Genomic DNA, 23,048 nt, shown 5'->3' with positions numbered 1-23,048 from the left:
GGAGAACATTTTTAAGTGTTCTCCGTTTTGTATATAAAATATAAATATTTTATTTTGCTAATATTGCCGCCTGTCCATATTGAAAGTGAATAGGATTATGACCTGGGTCATTCTTGAACATATATAGATCTTCAGTACTTTTTTCAAATAGCATTATAATATCTGACCCACCAAACTGGAACTTCCCAAATTCCTGGCCTTTAACAACTTCTCTCCCCTGTAAACCAGGAGTCATAAGTACTCCAGAAACTTGACACATTCCTATTGGAAGTATCGCTACTTTTCCTAACTCAACGGTATCCATTATTATTAAACCTCTCGATTGTTTAAACTCATACCCATTACCAGCACCATCTGGAGCATGCCATTGCCCTCCATTTAATTCAACATTTAAATATACCTTACCAGATATTTTTCTACTTTCTAAAACATAGCCAGAAACAGGCGTATGAAAACGATGATAATCGAAAGGTCCTAAAAAGTAATGTACAAAAGTTCCTCCATTAAAAGCATCGGCATATTCACTCCCATCTAGAAGCTCAGTAACAGAACCAATAGAATGCGTATGTTTTAAATTTACCGAAGTCTGTTCACCTCTTTCATCTAATACATTACCATTAGCGTCAATTGGGTAGTCTGCTTTAAAAGTACAATCTGCAGGGGCAACTATTGTTTTATTGTTTGTAGGATCGGTTATAGGGCGCAAAGGGCTTATTTTAGTTCCTTCTGCTGCTCCGTTGAATTCACGATAGAAAAACTTATTAAAAGTATCCCAACTAGCTTCATTATCAGCATACAAATCCCAATTATACATTAAATTTGCTTTAAATGATGCTTTAGATGCTTCAGTAAATGAAGCCGTAGTACTACAAAATTCTCCCCAACTATTTGCAAAATCTACCAACCATTCAGAAAATTCTGGAAAACTTTGTATCGTTACATTAGATCCTGGTTCATTTTGATCTACCAACCAATAAAACTGACATAATAAATCATATACTTTTTGGTTATACCCATTCTCTTGAGGTCCACTTTTCCAAGCATCAGGATATTCTGCAGAGGTTTCTTCATTAGGAACCAATTTTACATACATATCCAAATACTCGTAATATTTTTCAATTGTAGTTGGCCATGCATTCCCTTTAAAAACTTGATTAAGACCATTATATAATTGAGAATCTAATTTTTCTTTAGCCATACCTGAAGCTATAATTAAAGAAGCGCTTAGAGCTCCTTTTAATTCTAAATTAGTATCCAAAAGAGTTTTTAGTTTTTGTACTACTGGGTTAAGTTTAGTAGTTGAATCTGTTACATTTAGTACATTTTCCATTTTTAGTTTGGTTTAGTTGTTTCCTACTCTATTTATATAAGGCTTTTCAGATTTCGCCTTTTGTTATTGGAATAATTACAAGTTACGCTAAATACCAATTAGTTAACATCGTATAACAACTCAAATTTGAATAATTTTAAGGTTCATATTCTAAAAAACACCATAGAAGTGAAATATTTTTGTATCAAAGCAAGGTTTTAAAGAACTAAAAGAGATAACGTATTCTTCATTTTAAGTAATTCTTTCATATTTCTTCAATACATTAAATTTTCTTTTACATTAGATTCTTAAAAAACGAATCAATATTTTCAAGAATATAATTCAACAAACACACTTATAAAAGATTAATGAAATGAAAGAAATTAGAAAATTTATAGATAATATTTCTCCAATGAGCGATTCTGACTGGCTTTTTTTCTCTTCTAAATTAAAAAAAGTTGAACTAGATAAAAATATTCCACTATTAAAAATTGGAAAGGTTGAAAATCATTTATCTTTTATATCTAAAGGAATAATTCGGCTTTATATACCTGAAGAAATGTCTGATTTAACTTTCGGTTTCGTGTTTGAAAATGAATTTATTACAGCTTATGATTCTCTTTTAACACAAACTCCTTCTGAATATCAAATTGAAACATTAACAGAAACTGTTTTGTGGCAAATTTCAAATAAAGATTTACAAGAAGTTTATAAAAGTACCAAGAATGGAAACATTATTGGACGACGAATGGCTGAAAACATGTTTTTAATAAAATCTAAAAGAGAGCTTTCTTTATTAAATAAAACTGCTGAACAACGATATTTAGACTTATTTACAGACAGACCAAAATTACTAGAAAAAATTCCTTTAAAGTTTATAGCTTCTTACATTGGTATTACACCACAAGCTTTAAGTAGAATAAGAAAACGTATTACTTAACCTGAGTTCATTATATTCATTTTATTCTTTTTAACCTTTGTTTGGTATTAAATAAATGAAAAAATATGAAACCATTAATTGTACTTTTATTAAGTTTTATAATCGCTGTTTTTGTAATTAAAATTGTAAAAAAGGAATATGACTTTGCTTTATCGGCAAGAATTTCAATGTCAATAATGCTTATATTTACAGCTATTGGGCATTTTCTTTTTACAAAAGGAATGTCTATGATTGTCCCTAAATTTATTCCTTTTAAAGAAGTTATTGTTTACCTAACTGGAATATTTGAAATTTTACTTGCTATAATGCTTCTAATTCCTAAATTTAAAAATATATCTGGTTGGATACTTATTGTTTTCTTTCTATTAATGTTACCAGCAAATATTTATGCCTCAATAAATAACGTTAATTATCAAAAAGGTACACTAGATGGAAATGGACTCACCTATTTATGGTTTCGAATACCATTACAAATACTATTTATTGTATGGACTTATATTTCTTCTATTAAGTTCTAATAATATTTATAAACACAAAATTTTAGAAATAAAAAGCTATACCTTAAAGTTCTTTTTTTATATACTAGAAGTTTAAACTATGGCACACAGATGTTGATTATGTAAATAATTAAAGAAGGATAATCTTAAAAGATTGCTTAAAATTTATGGAGATTTTGTATTTTTAGTTCTCATATTATCTATAGTTACTAAATTGTATTCAATAGTAAAGAAATGACCAAAAGTAAAGTTACAGAAGTTGAAATAGGGGCTGATTATTTAATTCATAAAAATAGCAACCACATTACATATGCTGACAATTTTAGACTTACTTCCTATAAATTAGATTATTTCCCAGAGCCTAAAGATTTAATGATAGCCTTTTTTCTATCATTTCCTAAATCATTTAAGATTTTACTAAATACAAGAGAATTTATTGCTAAATTCTTTGGTTTAAAAACGGCTCCAAAAACAGAGAAAGGCTCAAGATTAAAAGAATTATATCAGTTTAAAGGTAATATTGGTGACAAAATAGCAATATTTGAAGTACAAGATAAAAATGAAAATGAACTTTTAACAGGTCAAAAAGATTCGCATTTAGATTTTAAACTCTCATTTTTATCATTTAAAAGAAACAATGCTATTAGATTAGAATTAGCTACAACAGTTATTATTAATAATACTCTTGGAAAAATTTATTTTAAAATAGTAAAACCTTTTCATAAGTTTTACTTAAAAAGAATTCTAAAAAAAATGGAAATTAAATTAATAAACAAATCTTGGTAAAAGATAATTATCGTTAATTTCTTGTTCTTGAAACCAAAATCATACTCAAAACAATAAAAAGTCATGACTAACTCCTATAATTTATATTGTTGCTAAGAATTAATAAAATGAGAAACTATTTAAAAACATTTAATATACTGACAGATGACGAAATTGATTTATTTGAAAAGAAAGTAATTCATAAAAAAATAAATAAAGGCGACTTTTTCATCAGAGAAGGTCAGACATCCAAAGAAGTAGGTTTTGTAATTTCTGGATTGTTTAGGTCGTTTTATCATTCATCATCAGAAGAAGAAGTAACATATTGCTTTACTTTTTCCAATTCTTTTGTTAGTGCTTACTCTTCATTTTTATCACAAAATAAAACTACCGAAAATATCCAAGCTTTAACAAACATTGAGTTATTAACTATCTCAAGAGATGAAATTCTAAAATTACAGGAATCAAGTATTAATTGGTTAAGGCTTTTTAAATTTATCGCTGAACAAGAATATATCAAAATGGAAAAAAGAATTTTCTTGTTGCAAAAGGAAACCGCTGAACAACGATACCGCGATTTACTTACAAATCAACCAGAATTTTTACAATTAGTTCCTCTCAACTACCTTTCTTCATATTTAGGCATTACTCAAAGACATTTAAGCAGAATAAGAAAGTTGATTTCGAATTAGACAAATGTCCTTTCTAATATTTTTATTAGTCCTGTTCTTTGTGAAAAACATGGAACAAAATGAAACAAGTTTTAATAATTAATGGACATCCAGATAAACAAAGTTTTAACTATGCTTTATCTGAAGCTTACATAAAAGGAGCAAATAAAGTAAATGTTACATTGACTCAAATTAATATTACGGATTTAGATTTTAATCCTAATCTAGCATTTGGATATCGAAAGAGAACAGAATTAGAATCTGATTTAATTGATGCGATTGACAAAATAAAAAAAGCAGATCATATTGTATGGATATTCCCAATATGGTGGTATGGTTACCCCGCATTAATGAAAGGTTTTATAGATAGAATATTCTTGCCCGAAATTACCTTTCAACCTATTGAAGGAAAACCATTACCTGAAAAGCTATTGAAAGGAAAATCAGCCCGATTAATTATTACAGCTGATACACCAAAATGGTACGATTTTTTAATTATGAAGCGACCTGCAATTAATCAGTTTAAAAAAGGGACATTGCAGTTTTGCGGAGTTAATCCTGTCAAAGTTACTTATATCGCACCAATTAAAAATTCAAGCTTAAACTTTAGAGAAAAATGGTTAAAAAAAATAACTGTTTTAGGTGGTACATTAAAATAACAATTTCCTGAAAATTATAAAAGCTAAAGAAGAGTTTGTGCTAAATACTCCAAAATGTTAAAAACTAGATTAAGCAATTAATACCTAAATAAATCTATCGATTTTTAAAAAGAGCATACATGTTTTGAACAAATTCTTCTTTATTTGATTTGAATTTATTAACAAATGGTTTTGCCCCATCCTCCAAGTGGTCATTTAAATTTTTATCACTCCACTGTGCAATTTCTAAAAGTATTGGTAACAATTCTGTTCCTTTTTTAGTAAGCTTGTAAATATTTGTTTTTTTATTTCCTTCCTGTTTTCCTTTAGTAATAATACCTAACTCATTTAGTTTCGTTAATCTACTAGAAAGGATATCTGTTGATATTTTTTCACTTGATTTATTAAACTCTGTATATGTTTTCTTTCCAGAAAACATCATATCTCTAATAATTAACAAAGACCACTTATCCCCTATTATATCTAATGCTGAACTAATTGGACAACTCGACCTAAACTTTTGACTCATATCCTGCTGCTTAATACTTGGAAAAACCAAGTTATTTATTATTTTTACTTGGAAATCAAAAGTAATAATAAAATTAGATAATATGAAAATGAGAGATAAAGATTCTAAAATAGCAATTTTAGGTGCAGGAATTGGAGGCTTAACAACAGCTATAGCTTTATATCAAAAAGGGTTTAAAAATCTTAGCATATATGAGCGTAGAAATACAGTAACAACTATGGGAGCTGGTTTAGTTTTATGGTCAAATGCTACTAAAATTTTTCACAAACTTGGTCTATTAACAGAAATAGAAAAACTAGGTGGACAATTATTGCAAATGCAACGTTGGACAAAAAACAAAGATTATTTAGGTGCCATTGAAGTAAATAAAATCAATAAACATATTGGTTTTAAAAGCTATTCTATAGGTAGAACAGATTTACAAAACATTCTATTAAACAAAATAAATGAATTGAATATTCCTATTCATTATAATCATAATGCTTTAAATATTTCATACCAAAACAATATTACTTCTGTAAATTTTGAGAATGGTATTTCTATACACACACAAATTGTTATTGGAGCTGATGGAAGAATAAATTCTATGGCTAGACAGTACGTAAATGGTAACAATACTCCTGTTTATCAAAATTTTGTTAATTGGATTGGAATAGTAGAAAGCAAAAAACTTATTTTTTCAAAAAACAATGTAATGGACTTTTGGGGTACTGGTGAACGATTTGGAATTGTAACAATTAATAAAAACAAAGGATATTGGGCAGGTGGAAAATCTTTACCCATAAATGCTTCATTTAAAAATAAAAACCATAAAACAGAACTTCTTAAGCTATTTGATTCTTGGCCTCCAGAAATCAAAGAAATTATAAAATTAACAAAAGAAGAGAACATCAAGTATATCGAAGTATTTGACCACAACCCTACTCTAAAATGGTACAAAAACAATGTATGTTTAATAGGCGATTCTGCACATGCATCATTACCTACTTCAGGGCAAGGAGCTTGTCAAGCAATAGAAGATGCTTGGCATTTTGCTGCTATTTTAGAACAATCAGAAACTATAGAAGAAGCATTTAGTAAATTTCAAGAAAATAGATTTCAAAAAACAACAGCAATCACAATGGCTGGAAGAAATTTAGCAAAATCTTTATTTAACGAAAATGTATTGTACTCCAAAGAGAGAAACGAAAAAGCAAAAAATACAGATTATAACCTCGCCAGTCAAAGTATAGCTGAATTATGGTCAAAAAATTTGCCTAAGTAAAACAGAATGATAAAATCTAAAAAAGTATATCAACAGAATAAAACATGCTCAATGATTATTCGTATATTAAGGTACTGCAAACCTTTATTTAAAAAAGGTTTACAGTATAATTTAGTCTTTTTTAATTTGAGTTGTAAAAAACACTATAAGTATTAATTGCATTACTATTTTTTAATATAAAGACACCTATATGAAAGCAGTTGGAAAAACAGTAACAGAAATTCTGATAAACCTTCCTAAGGACAGAGTCTTACCTTTTAACAAACTTCACGATGTTATCTTGAAAAATTTGCCAAAAGGTTTTGAAGCAGGTATTAGTTATGGCGGATTGGGTTATGTTGTTCCGCATACACTATATCCTGAAGGTTATCATTGCAAACCAAGCGAACCGCTTCCTTTCGCGGGAATTGCATCGCAAAAAAATTCTATAAACTTTTATCATATGGGCATTTATTCCGATCCTAAATTATTGAAATGGTTCGTAACCGAATATCCCAAGCATTGTAAACTTAAACTAGATATGGGTAAAAGCTGTGTAAGATTTAAGAAGTTGAATGAAATTCCTTATGAACTTATTGGAGAATTAATGAAAAAAATGAGTGTTAAGGAGTGGATAAATATTTATGAAACAAACATTAAAAAAAAATAAAACCAACAAATCGCTAACAATCTATAACCTTAATAAACCTTTAAATAATTGAAAAACTATGAAAAAGATTACAATTATATTAATAACGGTATTTTATAATGTGGTCAATTACTCTCAACAAAAAGATTTTGAAAAAACATTAGGAGCAGAAAATGTCAAGACATTAAATTTACTTTTAACCGATTTTGAAAACAACTTTTTAAAAAGGAAATATTCTAACCTTGAAATAAAAAACGCGTACAAACAATTTTTATCAGAGTTTGTAGAAAAGAAAATAACTTTAGAAAAAACAGTCTCTAAAGAAATGAAAAACACTTTTAATAAGAGCCTTTTAAAACAAAACATATATTGTGTAGCAGATTCTGTTTATGCTGGAAAGTCTAAATATGATGAAAATAAAAAAGCGATTATAGCTAAATACAAATGTTTAAAACCAAACAATACGTTTGAATATACTAGAACAGAAATATATTGCTGTGAAGATTTTGATAATACAAACAATACTTTAGAAAGAACAAAAAATAGTATTCAAATAAATATGATTGGACTTTTTCTAAAAGCATTAAAAAAGACAAAAAATAAATCTTCTTTTTTAAAAAACTACATAGAATATATTGAGCTAACAGGAGATCTAAGAAATCCAATAATAATGTCTGATTTAATATTAAAAAACCATCTAAACTTAAATGATTATATCCTGAAGAGGTTAATTTTAGTAAATATAATTTATCGACATTAGTATTAGCAAACAGAACCTTTAATCAATAACTCTTAGCTTAAAAAAGCTAAATAAAATACAGCACATATCAATATTAGTTTGACTCGCTAGTAGCTGTAAAAAAGTATTTATAAACACTAGTGAATACCTTTAACACAATAAATAAATCGTCTTTCTCACAACACCCTACCTCCTAATAAACAATGCCTTATACCGTTTATTACGTTAAAGTATCCGTTTATTCATTTACCCTATTTAAAAGCATTTATTTTAATTAAAATTGATAAGCATTAGAACACATTACTGCTTGTAATTAAATATTAATTACGATGAAAATGTGATTATGAATCAATAATTTAAATAAATATGAAAAGGAAAATAAACGGTTTAAAACTTGGAGCGTTTTTAATAGGAATTTCTCTATTATTATGGAATTGTGAAAATCAAGAAGAAAATTTAGAGCTCAATCAAAGTTCGGAATATATTCAAAAAGCTAAAAATTATTTTAATAATATTTCTTTAACTGAACATCAACAAAAACTACTTTCTCTCTCTGAAAATATTAATTGGAACAACTCTCAAATCTTCAAGAAAGAAAATGATCTTATTTTAGAAATTTTTTTAAACCCTAAAAAAGCTCAATCATTAAAGAGTAATGAAAATACTGTTATAAATTTTCATAATCGAATTCTTTTTTCTTTTAATAAAAATAAAAAGACAACACATTACTTTGCTACTATTATATCTCCTTTAAATTCTTTAAACTTTATTTCTAATAAAGAGAACATTAGTTATTCTAATATTTCTAAAGAATTTTCTGGCTCAATTATTATAAAAAATAAAAAAGATAAATCCTTTATAAATGAGTATGTTAATGGCGTTTTACAAACTAAATCTCCTGATTTGTATGCTAGAGTTGAACCTCAAGAACGATGCTATCAAATTGTTGAACGGTTTTCTGACGGCTCTGTAAGAATCGTTCCTAATTCAAGATTCTGTCTTGGGTATAATAATGACAATAATTATGGTGATGGATACCATGGTGGTAGAAATAACAATGGGAATAATGGCAATTCTACTGATGATAAAATTATCAATGAGCTAACGGGAAAAGCTAAATGTGTTTATGAGAATTTAGAAAAATTAAGTACTAATTTTAAAAATGCTATACAAAAATTTGATGGAGATTTTCCTGTTAGCCATTTAAATCTTATAATGGAAGATTTGGGAAACACAAGAGGAGAAACAAGAGCTCCCAATGGAGCTGGTAGTTCACCAGATTATGTAATTACAATAGCTATAAATAGTAATTCGAATATTCATGGAGTAGGTTATAGACCTAATTTAATGACTGCCAAAACTATTGCTCATGAAGTTATTCACGCTGAAATGTTTAGAAAACTGTTATCTCTTGCCAAACAAGGCAATTTAGATTTTACTGGTTGGTCTTCGCAACAGCAAAAAGATTATATTATTAGTATAAAAAAAGATTTTCCAGGAATTTATGATTATTATAGACGTCATAAAAACTGGCAACACCAACAAATGGCAACACATTATAGACAAACAATAGCTGATATTTTAAGTGACTTTGATAATAACCAACATTCTAATCAATTTTATTTGGATACAGCTTGGGAAGGTTTGATCAAATCAAATATTTATACTTGGACAAGTTTATCGAAAGAAGAGCAAGACAGAATTAAAAAAGTTATAAGTGATTATATTAACCTTAATAAAAATGAAACATGTCAATAGAGAGAAGTATTTTAATATTGTATATTTTATTATTTAATAATGTTCATTTAAATGCACAAGAAAATAAAGAAACTATTTATCTCTCATTTAATGAACATAGTAAAGAAAAATATGTAATTGAAGATGGTATTGGGAACGATTTGCTAATTAAAAAATATAGAAAAAAAAGAAAAGGAAATCGTACTATTTTTTATATCGGTGAAGAATCTTTTGTTTTAGATAAAAAAAATAAAATAGACACTTGTAATATTAAATACTTAAATAAGATAAAATTTGAAACATTAAAAAGTATAGAAAAAAAAAGAGTAAAAGAGATGAATACTAATTTTTTTAAAAACACTGTATTCAAAAAGATATATTTGATTGAAAAACAAAAAGATAAAATAATAAAGTATCCTGTGCTTTGGACAACAAGTTTTACTGAAAAATAAGTAGATAAAAAACACCTCTAACGAAGTGTTTTTTTTATGTAAAAAATTTAGAAAACGAGAGGGAAGAAAGGCATAAAACCTTTTTGAAGATAGGAATATATAAAAATTAACGGATGTAATAATAGAATTTACCGATAGAAACCAACAGAAAAATTGTAGCTAAAAAAACTACTAATTAACTATAAAATGCTATTCTAAATCTATGATTATAATTTCTTTTTTTGTTCCAAACTTCTCTTCTCGATTCTATGATTGTTCTTTTTATTTTTTTAATAATTTTATTCTTGGTTTTCATAATAAAATGTTTTTATGGTTATATTAAGAAGACGAGATATTTAAACAAACGTAACAGGTTAACAACATAATTAACAGATAATTAGCACACAATTAACAAAGTTTAAGAAACGAATAAAAATTAAAAAAGGATTGATGTTTTTTTATTAGAACAGAACAAGAATAAGCAAACAATATTAAATCTGTAGTTTTTCTACATAAGCTTTGCATATGTCCAAACACTCCTCCATTTTCTATAGCTTGAAACTAACATATCATTTGTAACAATATTGAGTGTAATTCGTCTTAGAATCAATCAACTAATTAATTAAAATCATGAAATCAAATAAGGCAACTGGACGTATTATAGGTTTATTATTTTTAATCATTTTTGCAACTGGTGTTATAGTTTACCAATTTTTACAAGGTCCAGTATTATTTGCAGATAATTATCTAACTACCACTTCCCAAAACTCAACTCAAATTATTCTTTCAACCTTACTTTTATTTTTAAGTGGTATACTATCGATAGTTATAGCTACTATTTTAGTACCTATTTTTAAAAAATACAATACCTCTTTGGCATTTCTATATTTAGCATTTAGTATACTAAGCTTTGTAGTCATATCTATAGATAATATTAATGTGTTGTCCATGTTAGAATTAAGTTTAGAATATTCTAAAAACGGGACAGATAATTCAACTATATTAAACACATTAGGTACTATATTTTACAAGAAACATTGGTGGTCGCATTACTTAAGTATGCTAATTTCTTGCTTCCCTGTTTTTATTCTATACTATACATTATTTATATCTAAATTAATTCCAAGAATCCTCTCAATAGTTGGAATAATAGCTGTACTACTTATGTTTGTTGAAATGTTATTTTCAATTTTTGGACAAAGTATAAGTATGAATATGCTTCTTCCTATAGGGCTAATTCAATTAATTCTACCACTTTGGTTAATTTTTAAAGGATTGAATTCTTCAACCTATGAAACTGAAATAAAATAACGATATTTAATAATAAAAAGCTGTAACATAACTCATTAAAAAATGAGTTATGTTACAGCTTTTTAAATATATTCACTACATGCAAACGTTATCTGCAAACTGAAAAGCCAAAACTTAATTAATTTCTTAAGATATCTTAAGAAGTTTTGAAAAATATCTTAATAATTTTGTTTCATAATTTAAATAAAATCAAAGATTCATAAACAACTCTATCTTAAGTAAGTTAAAAAAACGAGTGTGTTTTTCTTTTTACTTTAATAGCAATATTAGAAAAACTTTGGTTCCTTTATCTTAAATTTGAATACAACAGAATATTCACTATAAAATAGAAAACTTTAATTAAAAAGAAATCTAAAAAATAAAAGTGAAATACCATTATGAACAGTAACATACCAAGTATCGGTTTACCAAGAATTGTAATTATAGGTTGTGGTTTTGCTGGTTTAAAGCTTGTAAAAAAAATCAACACTAAAAATTACCAAGTAGTTCTTCTAGATAAAAACAATTACCATACTTTTCAACCTCTAATGTATCAGGTGGCTAGTTCTAGCTTAGAACCAGACTCTATTGTGTATCCAATTCGAAAAGTATTTAAAGGAAAGAAAAACTTTCATTTTCGAATGACAGATGTACATCATGTAAATGTAGATACCAAAGAAGTTGATTCCGATTTGGGAATTATAAAATATGATCATTTGGTTATAGCTACGGGTGCTGTAACCAATTTTTTTGGCTTAAAAAATATTGAGAAATTTGGATACACCATGAAAAGTCTTCGAGAATCCTTGGATTTAAGAAGTCTAATTATTCAAAATTTTGAAAAAGCATTAAGTATTACAGATCTTTCAGTTCGAGATGAGTATATGAATTTTGTAATTGTTGGTGGTGGAGCAACAGGAATAGAATTAGCAGGAGCTTTGGCAGAATTAAAGAAAAATATTTTACCTAAAGATTACCCAGACCTTGACATTCGTCAAATGCAAATTCATATTATAGAAGCTTCAGATAAAGTATTACCATCAATGAGCGAAAAGGCTTCTTCACAGTCTTATAAGTTTTTAAAAAAATTAGGAGTAAACATTTGGCTAAATACTTTTGTAAAAGATTATGATGGCAGCACTGTTATATCATCAAAGACAGATTTTAAAGCACGAACTTTAATTTGGTCAGCAGGTGTTAAGGGCTTACCTGTGGCAGGCTTAGAAAAGAGTTTAAATAAAAGTAACCGCATAATTACGGATCAATTTAACAAAGTAATTGGTCAGGAAAATGTTTTTGCAATTGGAGATGTGGCTAGTATCGAATCGGAAATGGACGGAAAAGGACATCCAATGCTGGCTTCTATTGCCGGACAACAAGGGCATACTTTAGGAGTAAATTTCAATGCAATGGCTAAGGGAAAAGAATTAAAACCTTTTAATTATAATGACAGAGGAACAATGGCAACTATTGGAAGAAACAAAGCGGTTGTTGATCTACCATTCTTCAAATTTTCGGGAGGAATTGCTTGGCTCGTTTGGATGTTTCTTCACCTCATGTTACTCGTTGATTTTAGAAATCGATTAATTGTATTTATGAATTGGAGTTGGAGCTATTTTAATTACGACAAAGGTTTGAGACTCATTATTCGTAAAACTCCAAGTAAAAAGGAAAAAGAAGAATACTAACGAAGTATGTCCTAAATTCAGAGAGAATAAAGTATGAATAAGGAATGTAGGTCATATTCAATAATACGAATTTTACATTTGATACAAACGACCAATTCTTATAAATGAAAATAAAAGGAATAATAGACAGGCGAATTCTAATCAATTATCAAGTTGATAAAGAGGTCTTAGAAAATTATTTACCAGTACCTTTTAAACCAAAGTTGGTAAATGGAAAAGGAATTGCAGGAATATGCTTGATTAGATTAAAAGAAATTAGACCAAAAGGCTTACCTAAACAAATTGGGATTTCTTCTGAAAATGGAGCTCATAGAATTGCTGTTGAATGGACTGAAAACGGAATTCAAAAAGAAGGAGTTTATATTCCCAGAAGAGATACTTCTTCTAAATTAAATTCTTTAGCAGGTGGAACTATCTTTCCTGGAATTCACCATCTAGCCAATTTTACAGTAAATGAAAAAAATAATACTTATGAAGTAGGCTTTTTAAGTAATGATAAAACCTCCCTATCAATAAAAGCTAAAGAAACTGATAATTGGAACAAAGAAAGTGTATTTAAAAATCTACAACATGTATCAAATTTCTTTGAAGATGGATCTATTGGATACTCCCCTGACAAAAACAACTTTGATGGGCTTGAATTGAAAGCATACACTTGGAAAGTATCATTATTAGAAGTAGAAAATGTAAATTCGAGTTTTTTTGAGAATGTAAGTATTTTCCCAAAAGGTTCTGTAAAATTTGATAATGCTTTATTAATGAAAGATATTGAACATGAATGGGTTAAATTAAAGAAAAAAAATCAAATCACTCGCTAGAATAAAGTGTAAAAGTTTAATAAATGACTAAGAAATTTTGGATTATATCTCTACTTATTATCTGCTCTCTATATTTTTATAATACTTATTTCTTTAAAATTTTCATAATAGGAAAATATACCGCAGAAATATCAAATCAATTTGGCTCAGATGGAATTAATAATGGTGATAAATTAGAATTATTCAATGACAATACATTCAAAAGTAATTTCAGAGGAACCGGAACTTATAAACTCATTCATAATCTAAGAGGAACAGAAATTCATTTAAATTTTTACGATATGCCTCACTATACATATTTTTATAGACCATACTTTATAGGAAAACCAAAAATTGTAATATTTAGAGATTTAAATTCAGGATTCCAAAAAGATTGATAAAAACTGCCTACTTAAAAAAATGTTTAGACATATAAAGTAAAACGTTTACGAACAATTTATATATTAATGAAAAAAAAACTTTACATAATAACTTTAACCATAACTATATGGGGTTGCTTCAATAAAAAAAAATCAGATAATGAGCTAGTTATTATTAGTGATATTCATAAGGCAGAAATATTAAATGAGATATTGTCTGACACAATAGATTTAAAATTATTGCCATACCAAAGAGCATTAATTTCTGAGTTTAACTTTTTACACAAATTTCCTGAACGAATTATTGAAAAAGAAGGAGAGCTTATATCAGTTAAATATTTAGAATACTTGTCACATAATCTTAAAGAAAAAGACACTGTATTTCTTAAAGATCAAATTGAAAAAAATAAAAAATTTGATTTAAAAATATTAACTAAGTACAACTACCAAATACTAAACACTTGCGAACTTTTAAAAAAAGGAGTTTCTCATGACTCGCTATCATCAATTGCATATGAAAGAATGACCCCATCAGATAGATTATATGGTGCAAGTTATTTTTTGATTGAGAAACCAATCTTTAACAAGAAAATGAATAGGGTATGTTTAAGTATAGACAGACCTAACTCTGGAGAAAGTTTTGTCCTTGTAAGAAAAAATGGCAAATGGGAAAAGACATCTCTACAATCTATTTGGGCTAATTAAATATTGAAGTACACATCAATTTGCATAAGAAAAACTTGTCTTTGGTAATATAATCATGCTATACTATTTCAACCACCACACTCTTCCCCTACTCAATAAACCCAAAACCTTATAAATAAGTTACAATTCTAATTGCATTTATTCTGTACAGTTTTTTTTATTTAATTTTTTAATATGTACAGTCTTTAGTACTATTTTTTTGTACAGTTTTAAAATACTTTTATTTTAAAACTGTACAATTTTAGTAGTAGAATTTCTGTACAAACTTTTTTCAATTACTTTTTGGGTTGTATAAACTTTTTATAATTTATTAACTACTATTAACCAGATTCTTATACCGTTTATTACGTTAAAGTATCCGTTTATTCATTTACTCTTTATAAAAGTATTTATTTTAATTAAAATTGAGTTGTATTACAATAGTAACAACATACGAATCAATAAATTAAATAAATTATGAAAAGGAAAAACAAATTAAGTAATCTTTTAAAAACAGGAATTCTATTCTTTGGAATTTCTTTATTATTATGGAATTGTGAAAACCAAGAAGATATTAAAATAGAGAGCAATACTCATAATAAATTTCTATATAAAACAGTTTCCTCAGATGATATTTTAAATTTTAAAAAGGAATACAATTTAGCTAAAAAAACAAAAGATAAGCTAAATTTAAAACTAGATTTTTCTAATATTAAACAAGAAAAAATCAAAAATACTTCTGAATTTGTAACAACTATTCCTGCAAAAACTAAACATAAAAATATAAACACAAAAGTAATTCTGGTAAAACAGCATAATAGTCTTATAAAAATACTAATAAATACAATTCCTAATGAAAATATGTCTTCCAATAAATTTAGCGGAATAGTAAGTATTACTCATTTAAATGGTAAGTTTATCAATGGTTATAGATTAAAAGATGGCTTATTTACAACACAATTTGTTAAGACTCAAAAAAATAGAGCCTCTTTTAAATTTGATGCTCCAGATGAAGGTGATTGTGACGAGTCTTTAAATCCTGATTCTGACTTTTGTGATAATAATTTAGATGAAGTAGTTATAAATAGTGGTTCTGGTGGAGGTAGTTTTACAATATCAATTACTATTGGATCTGATACAGGGCCTGTTAATTATGGATTTGGTTCTTCAACTGGTGGCGGAGGTAGTGGTAGCTCCTATTCAGGCTCTTCTACTAACGTACTTATATTTCCTTGCAATGATCCTGTTCATGGATGTGATAAAGAAGAATGTGAACCTGGTTTTTATAAAGATGATGATGGAAATTGCGTAGAAGAAGATCAAATTATAAATAAATTAACAGGGAAAGCGAAATGTGTTTATGAAAAATTGAAAGCTTTAAACCTTTTTAAAGCTACAATTAAAAAATTTGAAAATAGTAATAATTATAATTTAGTAATCGAACAAAATAATTCATGTAGCTCAGGTATCGATGCCTGCACAGATGGAAAAGATGTAAAAAATGGAAATATTAAAATAAATATTAGAATTACACCAGATCACCAGCCTCTATACTATGCTAGTACTCTTCTTCACGAAGGAATACATGCAGAACTTTTTAAATATGTAGATGAACATCAAAAAGGAATAGATCCTAATAATAGAAAGAATCTATTAAAATGGTATTTTAGTTACAAAGGGGATGAATTTCAATCAGAGTTTGCTCAACATCAGCATATGGCTGATAAGTATGTAAAACCAATTGCTATGGCAATTAGAAAATTAGATAATTATTCATACCCTTTAGAATACTACATGGGGTTTGGTTGGGATGGTTTAACAAAGTATGGCTATGATGGTTATTATGACAATGGTAAATGGGTATCTTTAGATAAATCTTTAACTTCTCAATACAACATAAAGCAAAAAATAGTTAATGATAATACTAAACTTAATGGAAATGAATGTAAATAATATCTACAAATATATTTTCTTAATCATATCTTTTATTTTTTTTTCGTGTAAAGAAAAACAAAAGACTAGTATTCTAATAGAAGAAAATACTTATCAAATTTTTGAGAAAATAATAGGTGATTTAAGGGAATCAATAGTGTTAAAACCAGGTTTTCCACCACCACCAGATAAGAAGAATTATAAATTTACAACAAAAGATAGTCTTCAAGCTTATAAATATTTTTATAAACAAACTGTGAGAAAAAAAATAATAGCTCTTTTACCTCAAACTTATATTTTAAATAAAAAATATAAAAAAGAAGTTTTAAAAACTATTAAAGAATGTACAAATAATAAGAATTTAATAAACTCATTTTTCAATTCTAAAAAGAATATTAAAATAGTTATTGATAAAATAGCTAATCATAAAAAAGACTCATTATTATATTATACTAAAAATTATGAAAAAAGATTAAGAACAGAATTTCAAGATATAGATATATTCTTAAGTTTTTCTAATATTATTTTTAACGAGGAGAAAACGAAAGCATTTTTAATTGTTGGAGTAAGTTATGAGAATTTAAATGGATTTTCTACATTGATTTATTTAGAAAAAGAGTACTATCACTGGACAATAAAGTGTAAAAAAATATTATCTATTTCATAACAATAAAGAGAAGTTAAATATAAACTCAACTTCTTATCCTATGTATAATTATCTTATTTTTTTATACCAACTCCACTTCTCTCCTAATATGATTTTACTTCTCTTCTAATGAAAATACAGAAATCGATTCATTTCCTGTAGCGGATTTAATAAAAAAATATACAGAAAAACATAAAGTCTGAAGAAAATAATGATTTATCTATTAATTATATTATTTGCTTTGTTTATATATTTTGGCTCCTCTTACAAAATAAGCAATGATCAAGTATGGCATTCGTGCAGATTCAAATTGAATTTAAAAGCTAAAATAGTAAGGATAATAATTTTATTATTAATTATAAGTTATTTTAAAAAATAATAAAAGTTAAATATTTATATTTAGTTAAGTTTTAAACTGAAACGATAGTGCTTATCTCCTGCTCTACGTTGTTTATACCAAACGTAATAGTTGATTTAAAAACTGAATGGAAAAGACAAGATCCTATAAAATTGACTATCAATGAAATAAAAGTGCACAGCAAAATAAGTTAAAAAAAAGTACATTTTTTTGTCATTTTTTTTTTGAGATTTAAAGAACAGTTGTATATTTGCAACCGCTTACAAGAAAAGCGAAAATGACCTGGTAGCTCAGTTGGTAGAGCATCTCCCTTTTAAGGAGAGGGTCCTGGGTTCGAGCCCCAGCCCGGTCACAAAAAAAGTTAAGCATTTGCTTAGCTTTTTTTAGTTTATACACCTTCCCTTTCTTCCTTTAAACTAGCAATTTCACAGTTTCTTAACTAGTTTCACTGCAATTATTCTTATTATTGCAACATGCAAAAAACATATACCCTCTTAGTCCTATTATTATTTATATCGTTTTTAGGAATTTCCCAAGAACAAAAATTAAAAGGCCAAGTAATACATGCTGAAACTAAAAAACCTTTAAGTGCAGCACATATTTTAAATCTAAATTCGGTAACAGGAACTATTACCAACGAAAAAGGACTTTTTGAGTTAACCACGAGGGCTAATGATACAGTTTTGGTATCCTTTATAGGATTTTCATCAATAAAATTAAAAGTAACCAATGATCTTTTAAAAGGAAATGAAGTGGTAATCTCATTAGAAGAGAAACCAGAGGAAGTAAAAGAGGTGGTTATAAAATCAACAAAACTAATAGGTGTTTTAGAGGTAGATGTAAAACAAGTACCAAAAGACCGATTTACCCGTATCCATATAAACGGACTGCCACAAACTTACGAAATAGGAAAACCACAAAAAATATCGTCGCCAATAGCCAAACTCTTAAACCCAGTAGATTTGGTGTACAATCTCTTTGGAAATAAGCCAAAACAGCTAAAAAAGCTAAAAAAGCTGAAGAAAGAAGACGATTTACGAAAAATGTTAGCAGGGAAGTTTGATAGAGAGGTAATGATGGAATATTTAGAAATGGATCGTCATGAACTAAGCAAGTTATTAACCGACTGTAATTATTCGGAATACTTTATAAAGAAAGCAAGTGACTTGCAAATGATAGAAGCCGTACTAAACTGCTACGAAAACTACAAAGCACTTAAAAAAGGAAAAATAGAAATCAACAGGATTCCAGATAAAAGAAATTAAACACTAAAAAGCGGCAAAAAAATGCTGCTTTTTTTATGCCCCTAATTCAATCAAAAGAATTAAATTTACGCCTTTAAAACAACACACAAACACAACTAACATAATGATTCATTTCTTTGGAAACGTAAACAGTAAAGTATTTGCTGTTCAAACAACAGAAGAATTAAGTACAGAAACAATTTCGAAACTTACTTGGTTATTTGGCAACCAACCTAAAATAAACGCGGCGTCTTTAGACGTCTTTTTTGTTGGCCCACGTGCAGCTATGATTACTCCTTGGAGTACCAATGCTGTTGAGATTACTCAAAACATGGGCATCTCAGATATTATTAGAATAGAAGAGTTTGAAGCTGTTTCTGAAGATTTTTCAGATTTTGATCCAATGATTTCTCAAAAATACGAGAAGTTACAGCAAGATACATTTACAATTGAAATTCAACCAGAAGCAATTTTAGAAATTGATGATATCGCTGCTTACAACCAACAAGAAGGTTTGGCTTTAAGTGATGAAGAAGTTAGCTACTTAGAAGAAGTTGCTACCAAAATTGGACGCAAATTAACCGATAGTGAAGTATTTGGATTTTCTCAAGTAAATTCAGAGCACTGTCGTCATAAAATATTCAACGGAACTTTTATTATCGATGGAGAAGAAATGCCAACTTCATTATTTAAATTAATAAAGGAAACGTCAAAACAACATCCAAATGATATTGTTTCAGCCTATAAAGACAATGTAGCCTTTATAAAAGGGCCAAAAGTAGATCAGTTTGCACCTAAAACAGCAGACAAACCAGACTTTTACGAAACAAAAGAATTTGATTCTGTTATTTCATTAAAAGCAGAAACACACAACTTCCCTACTACTGTAGAGCCTTTTAATGGAGCTGCAACAGGATCGGGAGGAGAAATTAGAGACCGTCTTGCAGGTGGTAAAGGATCGTTGCCTTTAGCAGGTACAGCGGTATATATGACTTCGTATTCTCGTTTGGAAGAAAACCGTCCATGGGAAAAGAAATTTGCCGCAAGAGATTGGTTGTACCAAACCCCAATGGATATTTTAATTAAAGCATCCAATGGAGCTTCCGATTTTGGAAACAAATTTGGACAACCTTTAATTACAGGATCTGTATTAACCTTTGAACACAAAGAAAATTCAGCATCAAGCACATCAGAAGCAAGAAAATTAGCTTACGATAAGGTAATTATGCAAGCAGGTGGTATTGGGTATGGAAAAGCAGATCAAGCTTTAAAAGATACCCCTAATGAAGGTGACAAAATTGTAATTCTTGGAGGAGAAAACTATAGAATTGGTATGGGTGGAGCAGCAGTTTCATCGGCCGATACTGGAGAGTTTGCTTCAGGAATAGAATTAAATGCCGTACAACGTTCAAATCCAGAAATGCAAAAACGTGCAGCCAATGCAGTGCGTGGAATGGTAGAAAGTGAAGAAAACTTTATTGTATCTATTCACGATCATGGTGCTGGTGGGCACTTAAACTGTTTGTCTGAATTAGTAGAAGATACCGGTGGTAAAATCGATTTAGATAAATTACCAGTAGGAGATCCTACCCTATCTGCCAAAGAGATTATAGGAAACGAATCTCAAGAACGTATGGGATTGGTGATTGCTGAAAAACACATAGATACCTTACAAAAAATAGCAGATCGTGAGCGTTCTCCTATTTATACAGTAGGTGAAGTTACAGGAAACGATCGTTTTACCTTCGAATCTAAAACCAAAGGCGATAAACCAATGGATTTAGCTTTAGAAGACATGTTTGGGAGTTCTCCTAAAACTATTATGACCGATAAAACGGTGGTAAGAAACTACAAGAATCCTCGATACAAAACAAAAAACTTACAAATATATTTAGCACAAGTTTTACAGTTAGAAGCAGTAGCTTGTAAAGATTGGTTAACTAATAAGGTAGACCGTTGTGTTGGTGGTAAAGTAGCCAAACAACAATGTGTAGGTCCTTTACAAATTCCATTAAACAATGTAGGTGTAATGGCATTGGATTATAACGGAAAAGAAGGAATTGCAACTTCAATTGGGCACTCACCTATTTCTGGTTTAATTCATCCAGAAGCAGGAAGTAGAAATTCTATTGCAGAATCTTTAACCAACCTTGTTTGGGCACCGTTAAAAGACAATTTAGTATCAGTTTCTTTATCGGCAAACTGGATGTGGCCTTGTAAAAATGAAGGAGAAGATGCGCGTTTGTACAAAGCAGTAAAAGCAATTTCTGATTTTTCTATCGATTTAGGAATCAATGTTCCTACCGGGAAAGATTCACTTTCTATGAAACAAAAATATCCTGATGGTGAAGTAATTTCTCCAGGAACGGTTATTATTTCAGCAGCTGCCAATTGTAATGAGATTACTAAAGTTGTGGAGCCTATTTTACAAAACAATGGCGAAAGCATTTACTATATCAACATCTCACAAGATGCTTATAAATTAGGAGGTAGCTCATTTAATCAAGTATTAAATACGATTGGAAACGAAGCGCCAGATATTAAAAATACAGCGTTTGTAAAAAATGCATTCAATACGGTACAAGACTTAATTAAGGCTGATAAACTTTCTGCTGGGCACGATATTGCTTCTGGTGGATTTATTACTACCTTATTAGAAATGTGTTTTGCTGATGTGAATTTAGGTGCCGATTTTGATCTAAGCGCTTTAAAGGAAGAAGATTCAATAAAAATATTATTTTCAGAAAATGCTGGTATTGTTTTTCAAGCAGATGCGAGTGTTGAAGCTATTTTAGCTGAAAAGAATATTGAGTTCTTTAAAATAGGTACTGCAAATGATAGCGGAACGGTAACCATTAAAAACAACGAGGATTCTTTCGCTTTTAATATTGCTGAAATGAGAGATATTTGGTATAAAACATCGTACTTATTCGATCAGAAACAAACAGCAAACGGTTTAGCACAAGATCGTTTTGATAATTATAAAGTACAACCGTTAGCCTACACCTTTCCTACTCATTTTACAGGAAAATTAGCCGATACAGTTGGAACAGTAACCAACAGACCAAAAGCAGCGATTATTCGTGAAAAAGGATCGAATTCTGAACGAGAAATGGCAAATGCCATGTATTTAGCTGGTTTTGACGTGAAAGATGTACACATGACTGATTTAATTTCGGGTCGCGAAACACTTGAAGACATTCAGTTTATTGGAGCTGTAGGAGGATTCTCAAATTCAGATGTATTAGGTTCTGCCAAAGGATGGGCAGGTGCTTTTAAATACAACGAGAAAGCTAATACTGCTTTAAAGAATTTCTTTAAGCGTGAAGACACTCTATCAGTTGGAATATGTAATGGAGCTCAATTATGGATGGAGTTGGATTTAATTAACCCAGGTCATAAAGTACATGGAAAGTTAGTACATAACGATTCTAAAAAGCATGAAAGTTCATTTACTTCTGTTAAAATTCAAGAAAATAACTCAGTAATGTTATCGTCTTTAGCTGGAAGCGAACTTGGTGTATGGATTTCTCATGGTGAAGGAAAGTTTAATTTACCTGAAAGCGAAGCAAATTATAATATTGTTGGGAAGTATGGTTATGAAGGTTATCCTAACAATCCTAATGGTTCAGACTACAATACAGCAATGCTATGCGATAGCACTGGACGTCATTTAGTTACCATGCCACATATAGAGCGTTCTACTTTTCAATGGAACTGGGCAAACTACCCTACAAATAGAAAAGACGAAGTTTCTCCGTGGTTAGAGGCTTTTGTAAATGCTAGAAAGTGGCTTACGAATGTTAAATAAATCTTAAGTGTAACAAATGTTACAGACCCTTCTTTTAAATCACATTACTTTTGTGGCTTATTATTAATCT

General features: G+C 28.6%; 21 protein-coding genes and 1 tRNA gene. 20 read left to right on the top strand and 2 right to left on the bottom strand.

What is annotated here, in order from left to right:
* Positions 1 to 49: 49 nt before the first annotated feature.
* A complete protein-coding gene (locus Q0881_RS06035) occupies positions 50 to 1,330 on the bottom strand; it encodes a phosphatidylserine decarboxylase (RefSeq protein ID WP_299157734.1) in 1,281 nt (426 codons plus the stop codon).
* 352 nt (positions 1,331 to 1,682) lie between these two features.
* Between Q0881_RS06035 and Q0881_RS06030 the strand changes: the two genes are divergently transcribed.
* The 5 genes from Q0881_RS06030 to Q0881_RS06010 all read left to right on the top strand — a co-directional run bounded on the left by Q0881_RS06030 (position 1,683) and on the right by Q0881_RS06010 (position 4,841).
* Positions 1,683 to 2,249, top strand: coding sequence for a Crp/Fnr family transcriptional regulator (locus Q0881_RS06030; protein WP_299157733.1), 567 nt, complete (start codon positions 1,683 to 1,685; stop codon positions 2,247 to 2,249).
* 65 nt (positions 2,250 to 2,314) lie between these two features.
* Positions 2,315 to 2,767 (top strand): hypothetical protein, encoded by a 453-nt coding sequence (locus Q0881_RS06025; RefSeq protein WP_299157732.1) that lies wholly within the window; start codon positions 2,315 to 2,317, stop codon positions 2,765 to 2,767.
* A gap of 213 nt (positions 2,768 to 2,980) precedes the next feature.
* Positions 2,981 to 3,532, top strand: coding sequence for a DUF2867 domain-containing protein (locus Q0881_RS06020; protein WP_299157731.1), 552 nt, complete (start codon positions 2,981 to 2,983; stop codon positions 3,530 to 3,532).
* Positions 3,533 to 3,639: 107 nt separating this feature from the next.
* Positions 3,640 to 4,203, top strand: a complete 564-nt coding sequence (locus Q0881_RS06015; RefSeq protein ID WP_299157730.1) for a Crp/Fnr family transcriptional regulator — start codon at positions 3,640 to 3,642, stop codon at positions 4,201 to 4,203.
* A 59-nt stretch (positions 4,204 to 4,262) separates the two neighbouring features.
* Complete coding sequence (locus tag Q0881_RS06010) at positions 4,263 to 4,841, top strand: NAD(P)H-dependent oxidoreductase (protein WP_299157729.1); 579 nt, start codon at positions 4,263 to 4,265, stop codon at positions 4,839 to 4,841.
* Positions 4,842 to 4,935: 94 nt separating this feature from the next.
* Here Q0881_RS06010 and Q0881_RS06005 read toward each other — a convergent pair whose 3' ends face one another.
* Positions 4,936 to 5,349 (bottom strand): helix-turn-helix domain-containing protein, encoded by a 414-nt coding sequence (locus tag Q0881_RS06005; RefSeq protein WP_299157728.1) that lies wholly within the window; start codon positions 5,347 to 5,349, stop codon positions 4,936 to 4,938.
* An 88-nt stretch (positions 5,350 to 5,437) separates the two neighbouring features.
* Between Q0881_RS06005 and Q0881_RS06000 the strand changes: the two genes are divergently transcribed.
* The 15 genes from Q0881_RS06000 (at position 5,438) to purL (ending at position 22,978) form a co-directional block, all read left to right on the top strand.
* Positions 5,438 to 6,613 carry an FAD-dependent monooxygenase gene (locus Q0881_RS06000; RefSeq protein ID WP_299157727.1) on the top strand — a complete coding sequence of 392 codons (1,176 nt, stop codon included), beginning with the start codon at positions 5,438 to 5,440 and terminating at the stop codon, positions 6,611 to 6,613.
* Positions 6,614 to 6,803: 190 nt separating this feature from the next.
* Positions 6,804 to 7,262 carry a DUF1801 domain-containing protein gene (locus Q0881_RS05995; protein ID WP_299157726.1) on the top strand — a complete coding sequence of 153 codons (459 nt, stop codon included), beginning with the start codon at positions 6,804 to 6,806 and terminating at the stop codon, positions 7,260 to 7,262.
* A gap of 58 nt (positions 7,263 to 7,320) precedes the next feature.
* Positions 7,321 to 8,001 (top strand): hypothetical protein, encoded by a 681-nt coding sequence (locus tag Q0881_RS05990; protein WP_299157725.1) that lies wholly within the window; start codon positions 7,321 to 7,323, stop codon positions 7,999 to 8,001.
* 345 nt (positions 8,002 to 8,346) lie between these two features.
* Positions 8,347 to 9,738, top strand: a complete 1,392-nt coding sequence (locus tag Q0881_RS05985; protein ID WP_299157724.1) for a hypothetical protein — start codon at positions 8,347 to 8,349, stop codon at positions 9,736 to 9,738.
* Complete coding sequence (locus tag Q0881_RS05980) at positions 9,729 to 10,169, top strand: hypothetical protein (RefSeq protein ID WP_299157723.1); 441 nt, start codon at positions 9,729 to 9,731, stop codon at positions 10,167 to 10,169. The genes Q0881_RS05985 and Q0881_RS05980 overlap by 10 nt, the downstream gene beginning before the upstream one ends.
* Positions 10,170 to 10,778: 609 nt before the next feature.
* Entirely contained in the window at positions 10,779 to 11,459 is a 681-nt protein-coding gene (locus tag Q0881_RS05975) for a DUF4386 domain-containing protein (RefSeq protein ID WP_299157722.1), read from the top strand.
* A 377-nt stretch (positions 11,460 to 11,836) separates the two neighbouring features.
* On the top strand, positions 11,837 to 13,126 hold the full coding sequence (locus tag Q0881_RS05970) for an NAD(P)/FAD-dependent oxidoreductase (RefSeq protein ID WP_299157720.1): 1,290 nt from the start codon (positions 11,837 to 11,839) through the stop codon (positions 13,124 to 13,126).
* A gap of 104 nt (positions 13,127 to 13,230) precedes the next feature.
* Positions 13,231 to 13,944: a DUF2071 domain-containing protein gene (locus Q0881_RS05965; RefSeq protein WP_299157718.1), complete on the top strand. Its 714-nt coding sequence runs from the start codon at positions 13,231 to 13,233 to the stop codon at positions 13,942 to 13,944.
* Positions 13,945 to 13,967: 23 nt separating this feature from the next.
* Positions 13,968 to 14,321 carry a hypothetical protein gene (locus Q0881_RS05960; protein ID WP_299157716.1) on the top strand — a complete coding sequence of 118 codons (354 nt, stop codon included), beginning with the start codon at positions 13,968 to 13,970 and terminating at the stop codon, positions 14,319 to 14,321.
* Positions 14,322 to 14,390: 69 nt separating this feature from the next.
* Positions 14,391 to 15,008 carry a hypothetical protein gene (locus tag Q0881_RS05955; protein ID WP_299157714.1) on the top strand — a complete coding sequence of 206 codons (618 nt, stop codon included), beginning with the start codon at positions 14,391 to 14,393 and terminating at the stop codon, positions 15,006 to 15,008.
* 456 nt (positions 15,009 to 15,464) lie between these two features.
* Positions 15,465 to 16,940: a trypsin inhibitor-like cysteine-rich domain-containing protein gene (locus tag Q0881_RS05950; RefSeq protein ID WP_299157712.1), complete on the top strand. Its 1,476-nt coding sequence runs from the start codon at positions 15,465 to 15,467 to the stop codon at positions 16,938 to 16,940.
* Positions 16,903 to 17,586 (top strand): hypothetical protein, encoded by a 684-nt coding sequence (locus tag Q0881_RS05945; RefSeq protein WP_299157710.1) that lies wholly within the window; start codon positions 16,903 to 16,905, stop codon positions 17,584 to 17,586. The genes Q0881_RS05950 and Q0881_RS05945 overlap by 38 nt, the downstream gene beginning before the upstream one ends.
* A gap of 616 nt (positions 17,587 to 18,202) precedes the next feature.
* A tRNA-Lys gene (locus Q0881_RS05940) sits at positions 18,203 to 18,275 on the top strand.
* A gap of 121 nt (positions 18,276 to 18,396) precedes the next feature.
* Positions 18,397 to 19,188 (top strand): carboxypeptidase-like regulatory domain-containing protein, encoded by a 792-nt coding sequence (locus tag Q0881_RS05935; RefSeq protein WP_299157708.1) that lies wholly within the window; start codon positions 18,397 to 18,399, stop codon positions 19,186 to 19,188.
* A 58-nt stretch (positions 19,189 to 19,246) separates the two neighbouring features.
* Positions 19,247 to 22,978, top strand: a complete 3,732-nt coding sequence (gene purL / locus Q0881_RS05930) for a phosphoribosylformylglycinamidine synthase (RefSeq protein WP_299158135.1) — start codon at positions 19,247 to 19,249, stop codon at positions 22,976 to 22,978.
* Positions 22,979 to 23,048 lie beyond the last annotated feature (70 nt).

Origin of the sequence: uncultured Tenacibaculum sp., from assembly GCF_947494125.1 — a bacterium.
In the GTDB taxonomy this organism is placed as follows: domain Bacteria; phylum Bacteroidota; class Bacteroidia; order Flavobacteriales; family Flavobacteriaceae; genus Polaribacter.
Note: the sequence above shows the minus strand (reverse complement) of the source record. Positions and strands in the feature narration are given on the sequence as shown.